Source organism: Psychrobacter sp. PSi21 (assembly GCF_054960615.1).
Genome location: NZ_JBHNYR010000005.1, coordinates 49,222 through 66,139, shown reverse-complemented (window position 1 = coordinate 66,139; position 16,918 = coordinate 49,222). Strand labels below are relative to the sequence as shown.

The 16,918-nt window shown below is 46.1% G+C and carries 16 protein-coding genes and 2 tRNA genes; 8 read left to right on the top strand and 10 right to left on the bottom strand.

All coding sequences use genetic code 11. From position 1 onward, the window contains the following. The first annotated feature begins 156 nt into the window (after positions 1–156). The 3 genes from ACFI32_RS04940 to dps all read left to right on the top strand — a co-directional run bounded on the left by ACFI32_RS04940 (position 157) and on the right by dps (position 2,258). The gene (locus ACFI32_RS04940; RefSeq protein ID WP_462625393.1) at positions 157–606 is read left to right on the top strand and encodes an AAA family ATPase; all 450 of its coding nucleotides are present in this window, start codon (positions 157–159) and stop codon (positions 604–606) included. 110 nt (positions 607–716) lie between these two features. Then, positions 717–1,487, top strand: coding sequence for a tRNA(His) guanylyltransferase Thg1 family protein (locus tag ACFI32_RS04935; RefSeq protein WP_462625392.1), 771 nt, complete (start codon positions 717–719; stop codon positions 1,485–1,487). A gap of 288 nt (positions 1,488–1,775) precedes the next feature. After that, positions 1,776–2,258 carry a DNA starvation/stationary phase protection protein Dps gene (gene dps, locus ACFI32_RS04930; protein WP_462625391.1) on the top strand — a complete coding sequence of 161 codons (483 nt, stop codon included), beginning with the start codon at positions 1,776–1,778 and terminating at the stop codon, positions 2,256–2,258. Between the two features lie 96 nt (positions 2,259–2,354). Here the strand turns inward: dps and ACFI32_RS04925 are convergent, their stop codons facing one another. The 7 genes from ACFI32_RS04925 to ACFI32_RS04895 form a co-directional block, all read right to left on the bottom strand. Next, positions 2,355–3,431, bottom strand: coding sequence for a cation diffusion facilitator family transporter (locus tag ACFI32_RS04925; protein WP_462625390.1), 1,077 nt, complete (start codon positions 3,429–3,431; stop codon positions 2,355–2,357). Between the two features lie 66 nt (positions 3,432–3,497). Beyond that, a complete protein-coding gene (locus tag ACFI32_RS04920) occupies positions 3,498–4,070 on the bottom strand; it encodes an acyl-CoA thioesterase (RefSeq protein ID WP_462625389.1) in 573 nt (190 codons plus the stop codon). 181 nt (positions 4,071–4,251) lie between these two features. Continuing rightward, a complete protein-coding gene (locus ACFI32_RS04915) occupies positions 4,252–4,662 on the bottom strand; it encodes a DUF2177 family protein (RefSeq protein WP_462625388.1) in 411 nt (136 codons plus the stop codon). A 14-nt stretch (positions 4,663–4,676) separates the two neighbouring features. Further along, entirely contained in the window at positions 4,677–6,197 is a 1,521-nt protein-coding gene (locus ACFI32_RS04910) for a class I SAM-dependent methyltransferase (RefSeq protein WP_462625387.1), read from the bottom strand. An 88-nt stretch (positions 6,198–6,285) separates the two neighbouring features. After that, positions 6,286–7,239, bottom strand: a complete 954-nt coding sequence (locus ACFI32_RS04905; protein WP_462625386.1) for a DUF1365 domain-containing protein — start codon at positions 7,237–7,239, stop codon at positions 6,286–6,288. Between the two features lie 73 nt (positions 7,240–7,312). Then, positions 7,313–9,034, bottom strand: coding sequence for an NAD(P)/FAD-dependent oxidoreductase (locus ACFI32_RS04900; RefSeq protein WP_462625385.1), 1,722 nt, complete (start codon positions 9,032–9,034; stop codon positions 7,313–7,315). A gap of 25 nt (positions 9,035–9,059) precedes the next feature. Beyond that, positions 9,060–9,842 (bottom strand): SDR family NAD(P)-dependent oxidoreductase, encoded by a 783-nt coding sequence (locus ACFI32_RS04895; protein WP_462625384.1) that lies wholly within the window; start codon positions 9,840–9,842, stop codon positions 9,060–9,062. Positions 9,843–10,259: 417 nt separating this feature from the next. Between ACFI32_RS04895 and ACFI32_RS04890 the strand changes: the two genes are divergently transcribed. The 5 genes from ACFI32_RS04890 (at position 10,260) to ACFI32_RS04870 (ending at position 13,894) form a co-directional block, all read left to right on the top strand. After that, the gene (locus ACFI32_RS04890; RefSeq protein ID WP_462625383.1) at positions 10,260–11,462 is read left to right on the top strand and encodes a pyridoxal phosphate-dependent aminotransferase; all 1,203 of its coding nucleotides are present in this window, start codon (positions 10,260–10,262) and stop codon (positions 11,460–11,462) included. A 233-nt stretch (positions 11,463–11,695) separates the two neighbouring features. Continuing rightward, positions 11,696–11,771, top strand: a tRNA-Asn gene (locus ACFI32_RS04885). Positions 11,772–12,135: 364 nt separating this feature from the next. Further along, positions 12,136–12,211 (top strand) — tRNA-Asn (locus ACFI32_RS04880). A gap of 215 nt (positions 12,212–12,426) precedes the next feature. Further along, positions 12,427–12,765, top strand: coding sequence for a CopG family transcriptional regulator (locus ACFI32_RS04875; RefSeq protein WP_462625382.1), 339 nt, complete (start codon positions 12,427–12,429; stop codon positions 12,763–12,765). Between the two features lie 319 nt (positions 12,766–13,084). Beyond that, a complete protein-coding gene (locus ACFI32_RS04870; protein ID WP_462625381.1) occupies positions 13,085–13,894 on the top strand; it encodes a hypothetical protein in 810 nt (269 codons plus the stop codon). Between the two features lie 342 nt (positions 13,895–14,236). Here ACFI32_RS04870 and ACFI32_RS04865 read toward each other — a convergent pair whose 3' ends face one another. The 3 genes from ACFI32_RS04865 to ACFI32_RS04855 all read right to left on the bottom strand — a co-directional run bounded on the left by ACFI32_RS04865 (position 14,237) and on the right by ACFI32_RS04855 (position 16,710). After that, on the bottom strand, positions 14,237–14,515 hold the full coding sequence (locus ACFI32_RS04865) for a hypothetical protein (protein WP_462625380.1): 279 nt from the start codon (positions 14,513–14,515) through the stop codon (positions 14,237–14,239). Between the two features lie 1,248 nt (positions 14,516–15,763). After that, positions 15,764–15,985 (bottom strand): hypothetical protein, encoded by a 222-nt coding sequence (locus tag ACFI32_RS04860; protein ID WP_462625379.1) that lies wholly within the window; start codon positions 15,983–15,985, stop codon positions 15,764–15,766. 269 nt (positions 15,986–16,254) lie between these two features. Further along, complete coding sequence (locus tag ACFI32_RS04855) at positions 16,255–16,710, bottom strand: hypothetical protein (RefSeq protein ID WP_462625378.1); 456 nt, start codon at positions 16,708–16,710, stop codon at positions 16,255–16,257. Positions 16,711–16,918 lie beyond the last annotated feature (208 nt).

The following is a 16,918-nucleotide window of genomic DNA, read 5'->3' as shown; positions in this document are numbered from 1 at the left end:
ATCACGCTCAAGGCACATATAAAGCCGTAAATGGATGCCAAAAAAGGCATCAAATCAGGTATAGTCATCCGGCACCCAATCAACAAATGATGGATAGATTCCAAAACAAGGCTTCATGCCTACTAAGGAATGACTGACGAGGATAACTGACCATTTATGCAACTGATTATGTTTATTGGTATTCAAGGGGCGGGTAAATCGACTTTTTATCAGCGCCACTTTTTCCACAGCCATCTTCGCCTAAATAAAGACATGCTCAAGACCAATCATCGACTCCAGTTACTGTTTGAGGCCTGTCTTACCAGCAAAACCAAGATGGTACTCGACAAAACCAATCCCACCGTACTTGAGCGTACTGATTTTATTGCGGCGGCAAAGGCAGCAGGATTTGAAGTTATCGCCTATTATTTTGACTGCCCTTTTCAGGATGCTTTGGCACGCAACAACAGACGAGAAGGCAAAGCAAAAATCCCCGCCATTGGGGTTAAGGGCACGGCAAAAAAGATGCAGTTGCCCAGCTTTGAGGAAGGCTTTGATAAGCTGTTTACGGTAAAGGTCGGTGACAACACCTTTACTGTTCAAGAAAACATCCACAAAGCCATCTAACAAACACCATATAACAGCCACCTAACAAAAATGATTTGAAAACCATGAGCGCCTGTCACCTCGGTGGCATGACTTGCTGATATAAAATGAATGATAGGATTGAGAGCATTATGCGTTTTGAAGAACTTGATACCCGCCTGCGAATTTATGAAACGGCTCATGACCTGTGCGTCCTGCCAGAGATGTTTGTTGTCGTCAGGCTCGATGGGCGCGGCTTTACCAAAAAGACCAAAGAAGTCTGGCAACTTGATGCACCTTTTGACAGTCGCTTTCATGAATTGATGGTCGCCACTACCCAGCATTTGATGAATTGCGGCTTTAATGTGCTCTACGGCTATACGCAAAGTGATGAAATATCGTTATTACTGCACCCAACTGAAGACACCTTTGGTCGTAAACTGCGCAAGATCAACTCCGTATTGGCAGGTGAAGCGAGCGGGTTTTTTAGCGTCACCCATGGTCAATTGGCCAGCTTTGATGCAAGAGTCTCGCAGCTGCCCAACATCTCATTGGTACAACAGTATTTTCGCTGGCGACAAGAAGATGCCCACCGTAACAGCTTAAATGCGCATTGTTATTGGCTGCTGCGCAAGCAAGGTGTGGGTGCACAGCAGGCCACCATGCAAATGGCAGGCAAAGCATTGGAATATAAGCACGAGCTGCTGTACACACACGGCATCAATTACAATGAGCTGCCCACGTGGCAAAAACGAGGGACGGGGCTGTATTTTCAACAAGTGAGTAAAACGGGATTTAACCCGAAGACCAATATGCCGACGACAACTTATCGCCGCGAGCTATATGCTGATACCGAGTTGCCACTGGGCGATGACTATGATGACTTTGTCAGTCAGCTCCTATCTCCTGATTTGACTACCTAATTTATAACCATGAAGCCGTAACGTTACAAAGATTTTCATGGTTAACAAGTCGGTTACACGACCACCTAACAAAGCATAACACTTGGGGCTTTCATGCTGCGGTGAACCTGCTATTATCGGTACTGAATTAACGAGCACTGCATTTATCAACAACCAGTCATCAAAATCAAGCTTCTAATTTTGTTTTGATGATCGATAACAATATGTCTTTTTTGTCATACGATGATGACAAGGGCTACTACGATAAATATAAGCTAACAATAAATAATCCAAATAATGGAGTAAGATATGAGAGAACGTTACGCAAGTGGAATTTCAGACGAAACTGCCAAAAAAATGGTTGATTTGCTCAATGCAAACCTAGCAAACGTCATTGATTTGACCTTAGATGGCAAACAGTGCCATTGGAACCTACAAGGTACGGGCTTCATCGGTGTGCATCAATTATTAGATGACACTGCTGACCGTATTCGTGAAGTGTCAGACACCATCGCAGAACGTATTGTGATCTTGGGTGGCCAACCAAACGGTTTGGCAAGTCGCGTGGCCAAAGAGTCTATTTTAGATGATTACCCAACTGACTTTACCGAAGTAGACCAACATGTGCGTGAGCTGACCAGCCGCTACAAAAAAGTTGCCGAAGCGTTAAGAGAAGCCATTGTTACTGCTGGTGATGCAGGCGATGAAGATACTGCTGACCTATTTACTGCTGCCAGCCGTACGGTAGACAAAGATGCATGGTTCATTGGTGCCAATGCGCCAAAGAACTAATCCAGTAAATTGACTGCTGATACAGCGTGTATCAAACAGAGTAGTATTAAAAAAACCGAGACGCTGGTCTCGGTTTTTTTGTGCCATATCAGACGCTTACTGACCCGCTTGCATATTTGTTGCACTAAGGGTCAGCGGCACTGCCTCTGGGGCGGATAGTGTCAAAATCGCCTCTTGAAACAACGCATTGGCGCGAAACTGGTTTTCAATGTCTTCAAACTTCTGCGCGACGCTGTTTTCTTTTTGGTTGCCTGCAATATCTACTGCTGCCACCATAAAGATTTTCTTTGGCCCCACCCACTCAAGGTGTAAATATGAGACGCTATCGATATCAGGATGTGCCAGCAGTTCGCTGAGCGCATAGTCATGAATGCTATCAGTGACTTTTAGACCCACCAAAAAGTCACGATTGCGACTGATTAAAAATATAGCCACTGCACCCAGCAAGACACCGACGATGATAGAGCCTAACGCATCCCAAAACGGCTCGCCAGTATAAGCGTGCATGCCCATGGCCGCTGCTGCAATCACCAGACCAATCACCGCAGCCAAATCCTCAAAAAATACCCCACGCAAGGTTGGGTTAGAGGTATCGACCACATAGCCGATCGCACTGATATTCATTGCCGCGCCATGTTTTTTGCTCTGACGATAAGCCTGCACCAGCGAAAACCCTTCTAACAAAAAAGCAATCGCCAAAATCACAAAGCCTATTGTATAACTGGTCTCGGTTTCAGCAGCGTTCCACTCTTTGACACCCGTATAGATGGACACGATTGAGCCTGCAGTGAATACCCCAAATGCGGCAATCATCGACCAGACATAAGATTCTTTGCCATAACCCAGCGGGTGGCTGTGGTCGGCAGGCTTGACGGCCTTTTTTTCGGCAACGATCAACAGCATGCCGTTGCCCGTGTCTGCCCATGAATGCGCCGCTTCTGCGACCATAGACGCCGAGCCTGTCATAAACGCTGCCACAGATTTGGCAATGGCAATCAGTAAGTTAGCACCAACCGCGATCAGTACCGTGATCAGCGAACCTGAATGGCCGCCTTCTGGAGTGCCTTCTGGGTCGCCATCATAACCGCCGCTGCCACGTTTAGTGGGCTTAGAAGGGGCGGCATTTTGATTAAGGTGACGCGGCGCACTGGCCACAGACGGTTTTAAGCTCATGATCACCTCTAAGGAATTGTCACATCTGCCATCATGCGATGGCTAGATTGGTATGTTGTTCATCAATCAGTCGTTATGGTCTCTTGGCGTTTCGGTCAACTCACCGACCATGTCTTGAGCGTCTTGAAAATTTTCAATATCACAGCTGGGGCGCTTGGCCTCTTCCATATGTAAACGCTTGCGCTCTAATGCAGCATCAAAGCGGCAGCGCTGCATGGGGGTTTTTAGCTCCAGCGGTGGCACTGCGGTTGGTTTGCCATTGTCATCGACTGCCACCATGGTAAAGTAGCAGCTGTTGGTATGACGGATGGTACGTGCCTGTACGTTTTCTGCCTCGACTCGAATACCGATTTCCATCGAGGTTCTACCGACATAGTTGACACTGGCGGCAAAAGTGACCAGCTCACCCACATAGATTGGCTCACGGAACATCACCTGATCCACAGACAAGGTCACAACATAACTACCGCTGTAGCGACTGGCACACGCATATGCCACCTGATCGAGCATTTTTAACAAATCACCACCATGGACGTTGCCAATAAAATTGGCCATATCGGGCGTCATCAGTACCGACATGTACAGTTCGTGATTTAGGGGGGCTTTTTTGGCAGTGGAAGTGGTATTGACTTGGGGCATGATAATCCTTAATAACAGCAGCAGTGACATAAACCAAAGGTAAGTGGCTTCTAGTGTAGCGCAAACCGAACCAACTTGGATACCGCCCTGCCCGACGCCGTATCAATATCGATACTCAACGCGACCATCACGGCTCGGATGAACACCGCACCATGATGCAAGCGCTCATCTGAGTGATACTTTAGCTCAGCCAATGAAAACGGTAAGCCAGCCATGCAACGATGGCACTCACCGAACCAGTCAACACTCCGCCCCACACAAAATCTACCAGCGCTGTATCAAGGGTAAACCCCTTATATAGTGCCAAGTTGGTGAAGTCATAAGTACCATAAGCCATCAAGCCAATCAAACCGCCAAGTAAAAAGATATACCCGACCGAAGAGCCTGCTTTGATTTGTGGATACAAAATTAAGACGCACAAGGCAAAGACATAAAACATATAAAACGCGCCTGCCGCGACCATATTTGGTTCATCAGCGAGCAGATGACCGATGCGCGACTCATAAAACGCCCCTTTCATCGTCGTCAGCCACACGGCATCCACGCCCAAAAATATCACTACTGCTGCCAGATAAATAAATAGATATCCCATGATGCTCTCCTCGTCTATGATGCCGCCGCACACGCTTGGCAATCATCTGCGTGTGTGTCATATGAACTGCCCGTATCGTGTTGACAGCCAGACTCAGCCACTCCCGCTTGGGTTGTGCGCGCTGGCAAATCAGCAAAGTGCAGCATATCGGTATTGTTTGGTTTCACCGCAGTCACCTGTACCACGCCGATGGTGCGCTCCAAAAATCCGCCTTCGCAATAGCAAAAGTAAAACGCCCACAGGCGAATAAAGGCGTCGTCATAGCCGAGCGCTTGAATCTCTGACCGTTTGGCCATAAAAGCAGCACGCCAATCGCGTAGTGTATAGGCATAATCAAAGCCATAATCATGTAGCTGCTTGATAACCATGTCGGTCTGCTGAGCAAACTGGGTGGTCAGCTCTTGATTGGACAACAGGCAGCCCCCTGGGAAAATATGCGTTTGGATAAAATCAACTGAATTTAAATAGCTTTGGTAATGTTGATCGTTAAAGGTAATGGCTTGTAGCACCATCAAGCCCGTTGGCTTGAGCAACTCATTACACTTGGCAAAAAAGGTCGGCAAATACTCATAGCCCACTGCCTCAATCATCTCGATACTAACCAGCTTGTCATACTGACCTGTCAGCTCACGATAATCCTCTTTCAGTAAGGTAATTTTATCGGTCAATCCTGCCGCCTCTACTCGGCGCTGCGCCTCGTCATACTGTGCATCAGAAATGGTGGTCGTGGTCACATGACAGCCATAGTGCGTGGCTGCATAAATGGCAAAGCCGCCCCAGCCCGTACCAATTTCAATCACTTCATCCTCAGCAGTCAGTTGCAAACGCTGGCAAATAAGTGACAGCTTATGCTGCTGCGCTTCACTTAAGGTACTGTCAGGCGCAGGGTACATGGCTGAGGAATACATCATGGTCGGATCAAGGAAATTTTGATACATGCTATTGCCCAAATCATAATGCGCCAAAATATTGGACTTCGCGCCTGATTTGTCATTGCTGCGCAGTTGGTGCTTGGTGCGCTCCAAAGTCTTGCTAATCGCGGCAAAGCGATCTTCTAGGGCATTGATAACGGCCAAATTGCGTGCGGCCAGTCGAATCAATCCTGTCAGATCATCGGTGTCCCATTTGCCATCAATATAACTGTCGGCAAGCGCAATAGAACCACCGAATAGCAGCTGACGATAAACCGTGTCATCATGGATCACCAAGGTGACATCCAGTCGATGCCGACCGACCACAGAGCTGCTGGGCATATCCGTATAAGTCGGTTCAGTTATGGCATCCATAGCCGCCGATGGTGTGCTTGCTGTACCAAAGTGATGTACATTTTCGGCCTGATTACCAAACGCCTCAATGATGGTGATGCTGCCAAACTGTATGTTTTTGAGGGCGCGAAATACCGCCTGTTTTGCCAAATAATTCACCCCATGACTGAGTGGCTTGAGTGCTGCGCTACTATTGACCGTTTTGCTGATGCGCGCAGTGGCTTTTTCAAGCGTGGATTTGGGACTTCGGTCGGTTGGGCGTGTGGGCATCGTGTGGTTATCCTTGTTTATTATGCTGTTGTTATGGGTGATGCGGTATTGGTCGCGATCGTTTTATCGTTGTGATTATTGATTTTGGTTAATCGCGGCTGGCTTTGTGCTCAGCTCGTTGCGTGCTGTCCGCCAGCGTTTGATCGTACTGAACATAAGGTACACGTTTGACGGCATAGAGTTTGAGAGCATGCCAATAAATACGCGCCAGTGAGGTCATATTCATCAGCGGATTGTTGCGTAAGCTGTGGGTGATACGCTCAGTGGTCATGGTATCCCCAAACAGATTTACCCCTGCGCGCAGCACCTCACCACGTACGTCACTGATGCTGATGGCAATACGCACATGCAAACCCTCTGCTGATACCTTTGTACTGGGCTTAACCGTCACCTGCCAGAAATACTGCTGGTCAATCGGATTGAACGGTGAGACATGAAAATCCTTATCATGACAAAATGCGCTCTCCTCTCCTGTCAATAAAAACCCATAATAATGACGCTTGTTCCATGGCGTGTTGGAGACTTCTGCTAATAAATGGGTGGGCGTCTGAGCTTCGTCAAAACCGATATAAAAATTGACAGGGCTAAAATACAATCCCGCATTGCGGCAGACCACCAGCCCCATCACGTCGCCGATAGGCACACTGCCTGTATGCTTCTCAAATGCTGTGCATAATCGCTGATGCAGTGACGTATAGCCTTGATCGGAACCTTGAGCATCAGTATGAGTATCAGTTGCTGCCTGCTGTTGAGCATGCTCATCATCATCGGTCTCTTCTGACAACTGAATATAATCTGCTGCACAGAACTGCTGTAACGCTCGGCGTGTGCCTGAAAATAGCGGCAAGCGCAGTATGCTTTTAACTTCTGGCAGCTTATCACCACGAGCTAAGGCGCTGAGGTTGATGCCCCAGTAGCGATAATCATAACGAAACTGATGTTTGGCAGGTAGCAACCGTTGGTGCCACGTGCTACCCGCAAACAGCTGATGCCCGTAGGCAGCAGCGGTTGGTCTATCAGAAGCGTGCGATGATGGCGGCATAAGGCTCTCTTATTGGTTAACTGACTTGTAACTTAAGTTTTATCGGCGACGCCAAATAAACGCGGCTAATCGCTTATGATTCAGACGCACGTGATTTTGACTTGCGCCATTTACTGCGCCATGTGGTTTTTTGCTCGGGACTTGATAACGCATCTGAGATATTACCGATGTGATCGACCAGCGCTTGGTTGGTACTGGCGGTCAATACACGGCGACGCTTGAGCTGACGCGGCTTTTTATCTGCTTTTACTGGCAAGTCTCGATAATGAAAGGGTGTGTGCGCCGTGTCTGCAGCAGGTAGGTGGCTTGGGTCAACGGTGTCTTTGATATCTATAGCAGCACCTAATGCCTGACAAACCCGCAGTCCACTGCGTACGCCATCTTCATGAAAGCCGTTAAACCAATACGCCCCGCAAAAATGCGTATGCTGGTGACCTGAGATCCGCGACCACTGCCCCTGTGCGGCGACCATGTCGGTGTTGTAAACAGGGTGCGTGTAGTCGATACGCTTAATAACCTGTGCCTCATCAATGTTTTGATTGAGCGTGACCAGATAATTATGGCGTTTTTGCAAGCGCTGCAAGATATTCATATGATAGGTCAATACAGGCTTGGGTGATGCCCCTGAGCGATCTGTGCTAGCAGGCGCATCTATCAGATAATTCCAGCTGGCCCATGCCAATGGCTTATTGGGCAGCACGCTGGTATCGGTATGCAGTACCGCCGTGTTGGGGGTAAACTGAAAATAACTCAGTACCGATTGTTCTTCGGCACTGGCATCACCCAGCAGACGCAGCGCCGTGTCAGCGTGACACGCAAAAATCACCTCATCAAATGCTTGTACTTGTGTGCCCGTATGTGCGCTGTCTGTACGCGCCTGAAAGCTGATACTGACGCGACCATTTTTTCGCCGTACTGACTGCACAGGATGGTTGACATGTACCTTGCCGCCTGCCTGCACAAAGCGAGTGACCAGCTTATTCACATACTGCTTGGAGCCGCCGTTAATAGTGAACCACTGCGGACGGTTGACCACATCAAGCAAGCCATGATTGTCAAAAAACTGCGCAAAAAACACCAATGGAAAGTCCTGCACATCTTTGAGCGAGTTTGACCAAATCGCCGACACCATCGGCAACAAATAATTGTCCGTAAACAAAGCACCATAGCGCTTGCCGGCCAAATAGTCGCCCAACGTCTGCGCCGACAACGTGCTGATATCCTCACCCTTGGCCTGTGCGGCATCAAAATCTGCTCTGAGCGTACGAATGTGCTTGTTAAACTGCAAAATATCGGTAATAAATTGCCAAAACTTAGGACTGAGCACGTTTTTGCGCTGCGACAGCAAGGTGTTGAGCGTGTGACCGTTATACTCAAAGTTGCGCGCGCTGTTTTTGACTGAAAAGCTCATGTCCGTGGCTTGAAATGGCACTTGCAACTCATCAAGCAGGCGAAAAAAGTTGGGATACGTGCGCTCGTTAAAGACGATAAACCCAGTATCTATGGCACTGGTCTCGATATGATCTGCGCCTTTTTTGCCATCTTGCAGTGCCACATCAATGGTGTTGACGTGACCGCCGATATAGTCGTTGGCTTCAAATATGGTTACCGCGTGCTGAGCTGCCAGATAATGCGCACAAGTCAACCCTGAAACACCAGAGCCAATGATGGCAATATTTTTTTTAGGTGAAGCTGCTTGATTGTCATTTTTCTGATGGCGACCATGGGTGTCATTATTGTTGTCTTTTACGGCTGCCACACGGTTTGCTTTGGGCTTGCGACGTCTGATTGGCATAAACGATGATCCTGTTATGGTGCTATTATTTTTTATTGAGCTTTTCGCTGACTTGCTGCCAGATCATATCTGGCAAAGCTCCCAAGGTTTTGAGGGGTAACGTGAGCTTTTTGGGAAATTCAATCACCTCATCGCCGTGATCGATACCCTCACGAATGGCGCGGCTGGCTTGCTCAGGGGTTTGCAAAAACGGCATCGGGAAGTCGTTTTGCGCCGTCATTGGCGTTTCCACAAAGCCTGGCACCACCAGACTAACCGCCACATCATGCGGCGCAAGGCTGATTTGTAAGGTTTTCATCAGGTAATGAATCGCCGCTTTTGAGCTGCCGTAGGCTTCTGCACGGGCAAAAGGTACATAAGCTGATGCCGAACCGATACCCACCAAGCGACCTTTTGAGGCCATCAGTTTTGGCAATACGCCCTCGATGGCATGCGACAACGTACCCATATTGACCGACATCACTTTCATAAACGATTCACTGTCGAAGTTTGGCATATCTAGGTATTCACACATGCCTGCCCCAAGGATAGCCAAATCAATCGTGTCAAGTTTTTCAAAAGCCTCAATGACTTTTTCTCGATCCATCAAATCCAAATCAATCGTCATGGCACCCTGCGCTTTTAGGTCTGCTAGCGCATCGTCATCGCGGCCAACAGCATAGACCTGATGTCCCGCTTGTAGATAATCAATGGCCAACTGCTTACCAATCCCTGAGGTCGCACCTGTAATGAGAATATGACTGTTTGTTGGCAATGCGTCTGTTTTAGAGGACTGATCTGATGCTTTATCTTTGGTTGATTGGCTCATAATAAGATCCCTGTTTTTATAATTGGTTGATGATGGTCATATCCATCTTAATTGGCATTAAGCGCTACTTTTTTCTTTATCGGCTGGCTTAACACCATATGATGTTCATTTATTTAGTCTAAATAATTATAAAACATGGTTGATAGACTAGTGTTGTAACTTCGCAAGCACTCGCGCAACGCTTGGCTTTTTTGTAACCAATGACGCGGTTTTTATTAAAACACAGCGGAATTACGTTACTATTAGTCATGTCATATCAGCCCTACGCCCATATGCCCTGCGCTTGAGTAAAGGCATTGGTGATAGCACGTGTCACGTCTTTTTTTGGGCAATCACTGTCATCAGCCAGCCACATGTTGGCGTTCGACTTATGACCACAACAATGACTAAAAACATTTTATTAAAAAAGGATCTATAATGAGCGAACTGCAACTGTCTGATCGCGTAAACAACATCAAACCGTCACCGACACTTGCCATCACCAATAAAGCCAAAGAGCTTAAAGATGCTGGTAAAGACATCATCGGCCTTGGTGCAGGTGAGCCTGACTTTGATACCCCAGATCACATCAAACAAGCCGCGATTGAAGCCATCAATAATGGCTTTACCAAATACACTGCCGTTGACGGTACGCCAGAGCTCAAAAAAGCCATTATCGACAAGTTCCAGCGTGACAACGACGTCAGCTACGAGCCTAACGAAATCCTAGTATCGGTCGGTGGTAAGCAGTCGTTCTTTAACCTTGCCCAAGCCTTTATCAATGCAGGCGACGAAGTCATCATCCCAGCCCCTTATTGGGTCAGCTATCCTGATATGGTTAAGATCGCTGAAGGCGTGCCTGTCATCGTAAAATGCCCCGCTGAGCAAGATTTCAAAATCACTGCCGAGCAGCTCGAAGACGCCATCACTGACAAAACCAAGATGTTGGTACTCAACAGCCCATCTAACCCAACAGGCATGATCTATACCTTAGATGAGCTAAAAGCCATCGCTGAAGTGCTAAAAAAGCACCCACAAGTCTATGTGGCCTCTGATGACATGTATGAGCATATTCGCTGGACAGGCGATAAGTTCTACAACATCCTAAATGCAGCGCCTGAGCTCAAAGACCGCGCCATCATCCTAAACGGCGTATCAAAAGCATATGCCATGACGGGCTGGCGTATCGGCTACGCGGGTGGCCCTGCAAAACTGATTGGCGCCATGAAAAAAGTACAATCACAGTCCACCTCATGCCCAACCTCGATCAGCCAAGTGGCAGCGGCAGCCGCCATCAGCGGTGACCAAACCGTCCTTGAGCCGATGATTGAAGCGTTTGAGAAGCGTTGCGACTTGGTGGTTGACGGCCTAAATGCCATTAAAGGCATTACTTGCTTGCGTCCTGATGGCGCATTCTACGTGTATCCTGAGATCAAGCCATTGATTAAGGCCGCTGGCCTATCGTCTTGCACCGAGTTTGCCGAGTGGCTGCTTGAAAAAGTTGGCGTGGCGGTCGTACCTGGCGATGCCTTTGGTCTTGGCGGCTTTATGCGTATCTCTTACGCCACTGACGAAGCGACACTAAAAGACGCGCTAGCGCGTATCGAGTCTGCCGTATCAGAATTGGATGTTGCCGAATAAGCCATCTGTGATTGACGCTTAATAGCAGTATGTAACTATGTAACAAAGAACGCCCCGCTGTGGGCGTTTTTTTGTGCCAATTTGAGTATTCAGGATATGGATTGGAACTTTTTTCAAAAAAATAGCAAAAAATGCTTGACCTATTTTTTATCTTTGCTAGAATACGCCCCACTTAGCAACAACGCAACATGCTTGCGCTAAGCTCGTTACAACCAATTAGGTTGATAACTTATTCCTCAATAGCTCAGTTGGTAGAGCGTCGGACTGTTAATCCGTGTGTCCCTGGTTCGAGCCCAGGTTGAGGAGCCACATTTTGTCACACATATTGTGACGGCTTATCTTGAATCACATTAGATTCAATTATGGCATTTGCCAAAACCCTCATCGACTTGATGAGGTTTTTTTTATGTCTGCTATCTTGATCATTCAAAACGCTCTATTATTTATGTGGTACATGATCGGTTACTGGTTTGATAATCTCATCAATAATAATGAGCATATAACAGGGTGCAACTTGCCCAAATAGCGGCTATTTTTGACGGCTTTTAAGTTTTTGGCAAAAAATCAAAAATAATGCATATTTAGGGTTGACAGCCTATAATGACTTGGCTAAAATACGCCCCACATAACGCAAACACTGTTAGAAAACATAGCATTCGTTATGACAGCTTATTCCTCAATAGCTCAGTTGGTAGAGCGTCGGACTGTTAATCCGTGTGTCCCTGGTTCGAGCCCAGGTTGAGGAGCCATATACTAAAACCTTCATCTTGTATTCATACGATGAAGGTTTTTTTTATGTCTATCATTTTTGCAAAAGTGGCAGTGTTCTTTTACATTGTTTTATTGTATGGTACATAGTGGTGATGGCATTTGTTTTATAATCACAATTCAAGTATTTATCATCCGTACGATACATGTTTTTGCTTAAGTACTGTTTCTATTCATTAAAACATAATGGTTTACTATGATACCTGTACGAATAAAAAATAAGTTTTCTGATCATCCACAAAAGATCATGCGTCCTATCAGTATCCGTCTCTCAGAAGAGATGATTGAGCTACTGGAGACGACTCGATCAGAACTTGGTTTCAAACGTATACAAGGTCTGATTCGTCTGTATATTCGCCAAGGTCTTGACCGCGATCATGAGGACTATACCCTAGCCCATGATGAAATCTTTATCGAAACTTTGCGCAAAAAGGGCGTCAGCCAGCGCATCATCGATGAAGCCATCGTGGTGACTCACAACAATCATATCACGGAGCCGCTTTGCAACTTACAAGAACAAGACGCCAGTAAGTGATATTGGCGGCACATCAGCCGCCGTCTACCGTATTGTATTATAGAAACACAGGGCCAAATCCGCTATAGAGCGCTTGGCCCTTTTTTATGCCTGTGTATTTTATCTGTTTTCACCCTCGTCATCCCCATACTTCCTCTGCTTTGGTTCACCTACCGATTGCCTCCACCTTTTGCAAAACGTAACACGATACCTGATAACGCGCTGATATAACGCCGCCCAAAACAGGGTATATTTAAGATACAGCGTGATTTTTGACAAAGCCAATCACCTGTCAGCCGTCATGGCTGATGGATAATAATAAAGGATTAGGAGACAGGTTATGGTAGGTATGCTAAAAAAGCGTGGCGCAAGGACGCAAATACATCCTATGGCAGGTGAACACTGGCAACGCACAGCCAATAAAAGCACCAAGCCTGCTACAACCATGATCTTGCTCCTGTCTTTTTTGGGCGCACTGCCCCTACTGGCCAGCTGTAGCCAGCCGCAAACTGACCCACTCACCCAAACCATCCCCACCGACTCCGATCAGTGGCAAAACAAGCTGGGCGACACCTTTGAGCAGCTGTCCGAGGACGAGCGGCAATTGCTCAGCCGCTATATGCTGCGTATGAAGCTCAGTGACGCGTATGAGTCAGGGGCGATGCCGCGTACCACCATCAAGCAAGCGCTTGTGCAGCAGCGAGAGTATGAGCGCCTGCACCCTAACAATCCTACTGGAGAAAAAAGCCCTATCATCGCCAGCAAGGCAGGAACAGCGGCGATGACCGAAACCTACCCTATTGCCCTACTGCCTGTCAAATCAAGCGACAGTGACAGCTTAAATCAGGTCAAGCTACAGTTTATGCTCTCCAACCATGGCACAAGCGCCATCAAAAGCTTTAAGGGGGTGCTGATCATGAAAGATGACCAGTTAAGAGAAGGAAAACGCTTTGTCATACCGCATACAGATTTTGAGCCGCCCATCACCACGGAACAATCTGGAAAGATCATTATCAACAGCAGTATTGAGGATATCAATGTGATGCGAGCCATTCGTAACACGCAAGATGTGAATATTGCTATCGATGAAGGCACGCTGATCCTGGCCGATGGACAGCAAGTGCGCTTTTCTCAATCGTTGTCGCCGTAGCGCTATGGTGGTCAGCAAGGTAGAGGTTTAGAGCGCCAAAAAGGCCTGATATCGCTGCATAATGAGTATTATATTGCATCATACCCTTATACCGCTATTATAAAACAGTGGGTCTTCTGAGGGCATTTGGTGCATTAAAATAATGACATTTAGTATGCGAAACTTGGACGGGAGGGCGCGACTTTTGGCGTGATCAGATTATAAAAAAAGCCACTCATTTTTAGAGTGGCTTTCGCGTTCAAGCATAATACTGAAGCAAGCAGATTAATTCTACAGCCTCAACGCCTTACTCACCGAGAAATTGGGAGTGCAACGAGTCATTTTTGTGTATGCAGCAACTTGTTATAAACCTTGCACTTTATGCACAAGTTCAATGGTTTGCTTGCTGTCCTTTGTGACCACCAACCAATCAAATAGGACTTCACTATACTGGCCTGTGACGGCATAGAACGCTGATACATGGGCTTCCTCGCCAAAGAACTCTTCTTTTTTTGCACAGCCCACCGCTTGAATGATGCTCTCCGCAAATTCGAGCAACTCTTGCTCAGTCCCGATGAGTAACGCTTCATCCCAGCCAGTTTGAGCGGTAATGACAGGACCTGCATGTCGTGTCTGACTCATTATTTCCCCAAAATCTCTAAAAATTTGTAACAGCTTTATTAGAGGACGCTTTCTCTATTGTAGTGCGAAAACGTCTTTATTTTATGAGCTTATATGAGGGTGGGTTGATTGATTTCTAAGTCACCTGTGCGGTGGATAAATACGAATATCTCACGATGGTCATACTACCTAAAAATCCTATTTAAAGGATTTTCCTTGCGCCACTAAAATTGACATACAATTTTTTTAACGCGGCTCAAGTCACCTGTGCGGTGAGTAAGTACTACTGCTCGCTTTGGGCGTCACGATATATTTTCTAAGTCACCTGTGCGGTGGATAAATACGAATATCTCACGATGGTCATACTACCTAAAAATCCTATTTAAAGGATTTTCCTTGCACCACTAAAATTGACATGCAATTTTTTAACGCGGCTCAAGTCACCTGTGCGGTGAGTAAGGTTGCTCTGATTTGAGCAAAGACAATGGCAATTTTCTAAGTCACCTGTGCGGTGAGTAAGATTTAAAGACGCTAAAAGACAGAGCTTTGCTTTTTCTAAGTCACCTGTGCGGTGAGTAAGTCAGGCGTGGCTTCACTCAACACGTCTTTTAATTTCTAAGTCACCTGTGCGGTGAGTAAGGTCCTGACCATCTAATCCGCCCATGATTTGCATTTCTAAGTCACCTGTGCGGTGAGTAAGAGGGTTGGGATGGCAAGACGCCACAAAACAAATTTCTAAGTCACCTGTGCGGTGAGTAAGAGGAATTATACCTCTAAAAAATCAGTTATCACAAGGTGTGGAAGACAAAAACCCTTATTTTACCTTTTATTTTTTGCCTTGTTATAACTGTTTGATTTTTATATAAATTTTTAAATAGCCAAAAAAAAGGATTTTTTGCCCTCGTTTAGAGGGTTGATTACAGTATTGGTAATATGGCTGGCACATTCAAGCGATTTATTGATGAGATCGGCCGAGATGACAAGATTTAGAGGTCATGAGTGTGAGTTAGTACTTTATATTGCACTAGATGGTAGTGGGATTAGATGGGACGAGTTGGGGTGAAGTGGGATAAGAAGCCTTTAGCTGTACGGGATACGGCGGAAGTTGGCTAGGATTTGATTGGTTATCTGAATTAGGCGCATTTATAAATTATTCTGCACTAAATAGGTGGTGCAAATTGAGTTGCGATAATAGTTGTAAGTTATTCTGCACTAAAATTAAAGATGAACAGCGCTTACGTGATTGTAGGCGCTGTTTTTTTATGGGCGTTAGTTACTGAGGTATATCAAGGCGGTGTCTAATAGTCCAGATGGGTCGTCTGTGTTGCAGTTGATGGTGAGGGTCTTACCTGAGTGGTCTGATAGCGTGAGGGTTGTATTGTGGTTGGGATGGACATGGTTGTTGAGTAACGCGGCTATGTCCTTTTTTTGTGTCTGCACTTTTGCTGTATTGCAAGGCTTGGCTGATTTTGGAAATGGCAAAGTGGTCATACATCCTCCGCATTTTTGATTCGGAGGAGTATATTAACTGGTTGGAGAGGTCTCGACAATAGTTAAATCGACTTATACGACAGCAAATGACGTGCTGTTATTCTCATTTTTATTGGTCATAGGTATCCTATTGACGACGATTAATATGGCACTTGTGCCACAGCGTATTGCGCTATACCTAAATCTTAAGTTACTGATATTTATCAATAAAAAATATGGTCTGTCATAAGTACCTAATTATAATTTGGCACTCACTGTGCGTAATCTATCTAAACGGCAAGCTTTAGCATGGCGGTAATGGTAGTACCTGCCTCTGGGCTTTTACACAGTAGATCGTAGATGCTGACGACCAGTTCGGCTTTTTTGTCACTGTCCATGCGCTTGTTATGCGCGGTCAGGTGGTCTTCTACTATCGTAAGCGCTTCGACCATCATTGCCATGTCGATACCGTCTGTGTCTGGCATGGCTTGCGTCACAGGCTGCGAGGGGTTTAGGTCGTTGGGGTCGCCTTTGCCTGTTTTTAACCATTCACTGTTTACACCAATTTTATTAGCCCACTTTTCAACAGTGCGGTCAAGTGGCTTTGTGCCGCGATTCATAGCACTTTGAAAGGTGCTTTTATTTATACCATGGGATACTGCCCATGAATATGGATTTTCCCCATTCATTAGCATTTCAATTCTAAGCCAGAAATCCTCGCCTATCTGCTTCTTATTCTTTTGCATAAATACCCCTATTAATGCAAATGCAGCCAAACTTATTTGAGTGCTTTTGCAAAAAAAACATATCCTTAAATATCAATACTTTATACTCAAAAGTACCTAAAATTACTTTTTTATTAATGCAAACACTTGTATTAAATACTTTTAGGTACTATGATGTTTACAAGTTAAGCCGCTTAACTCTAAATCTAACCATTAAAAAATAAATCAG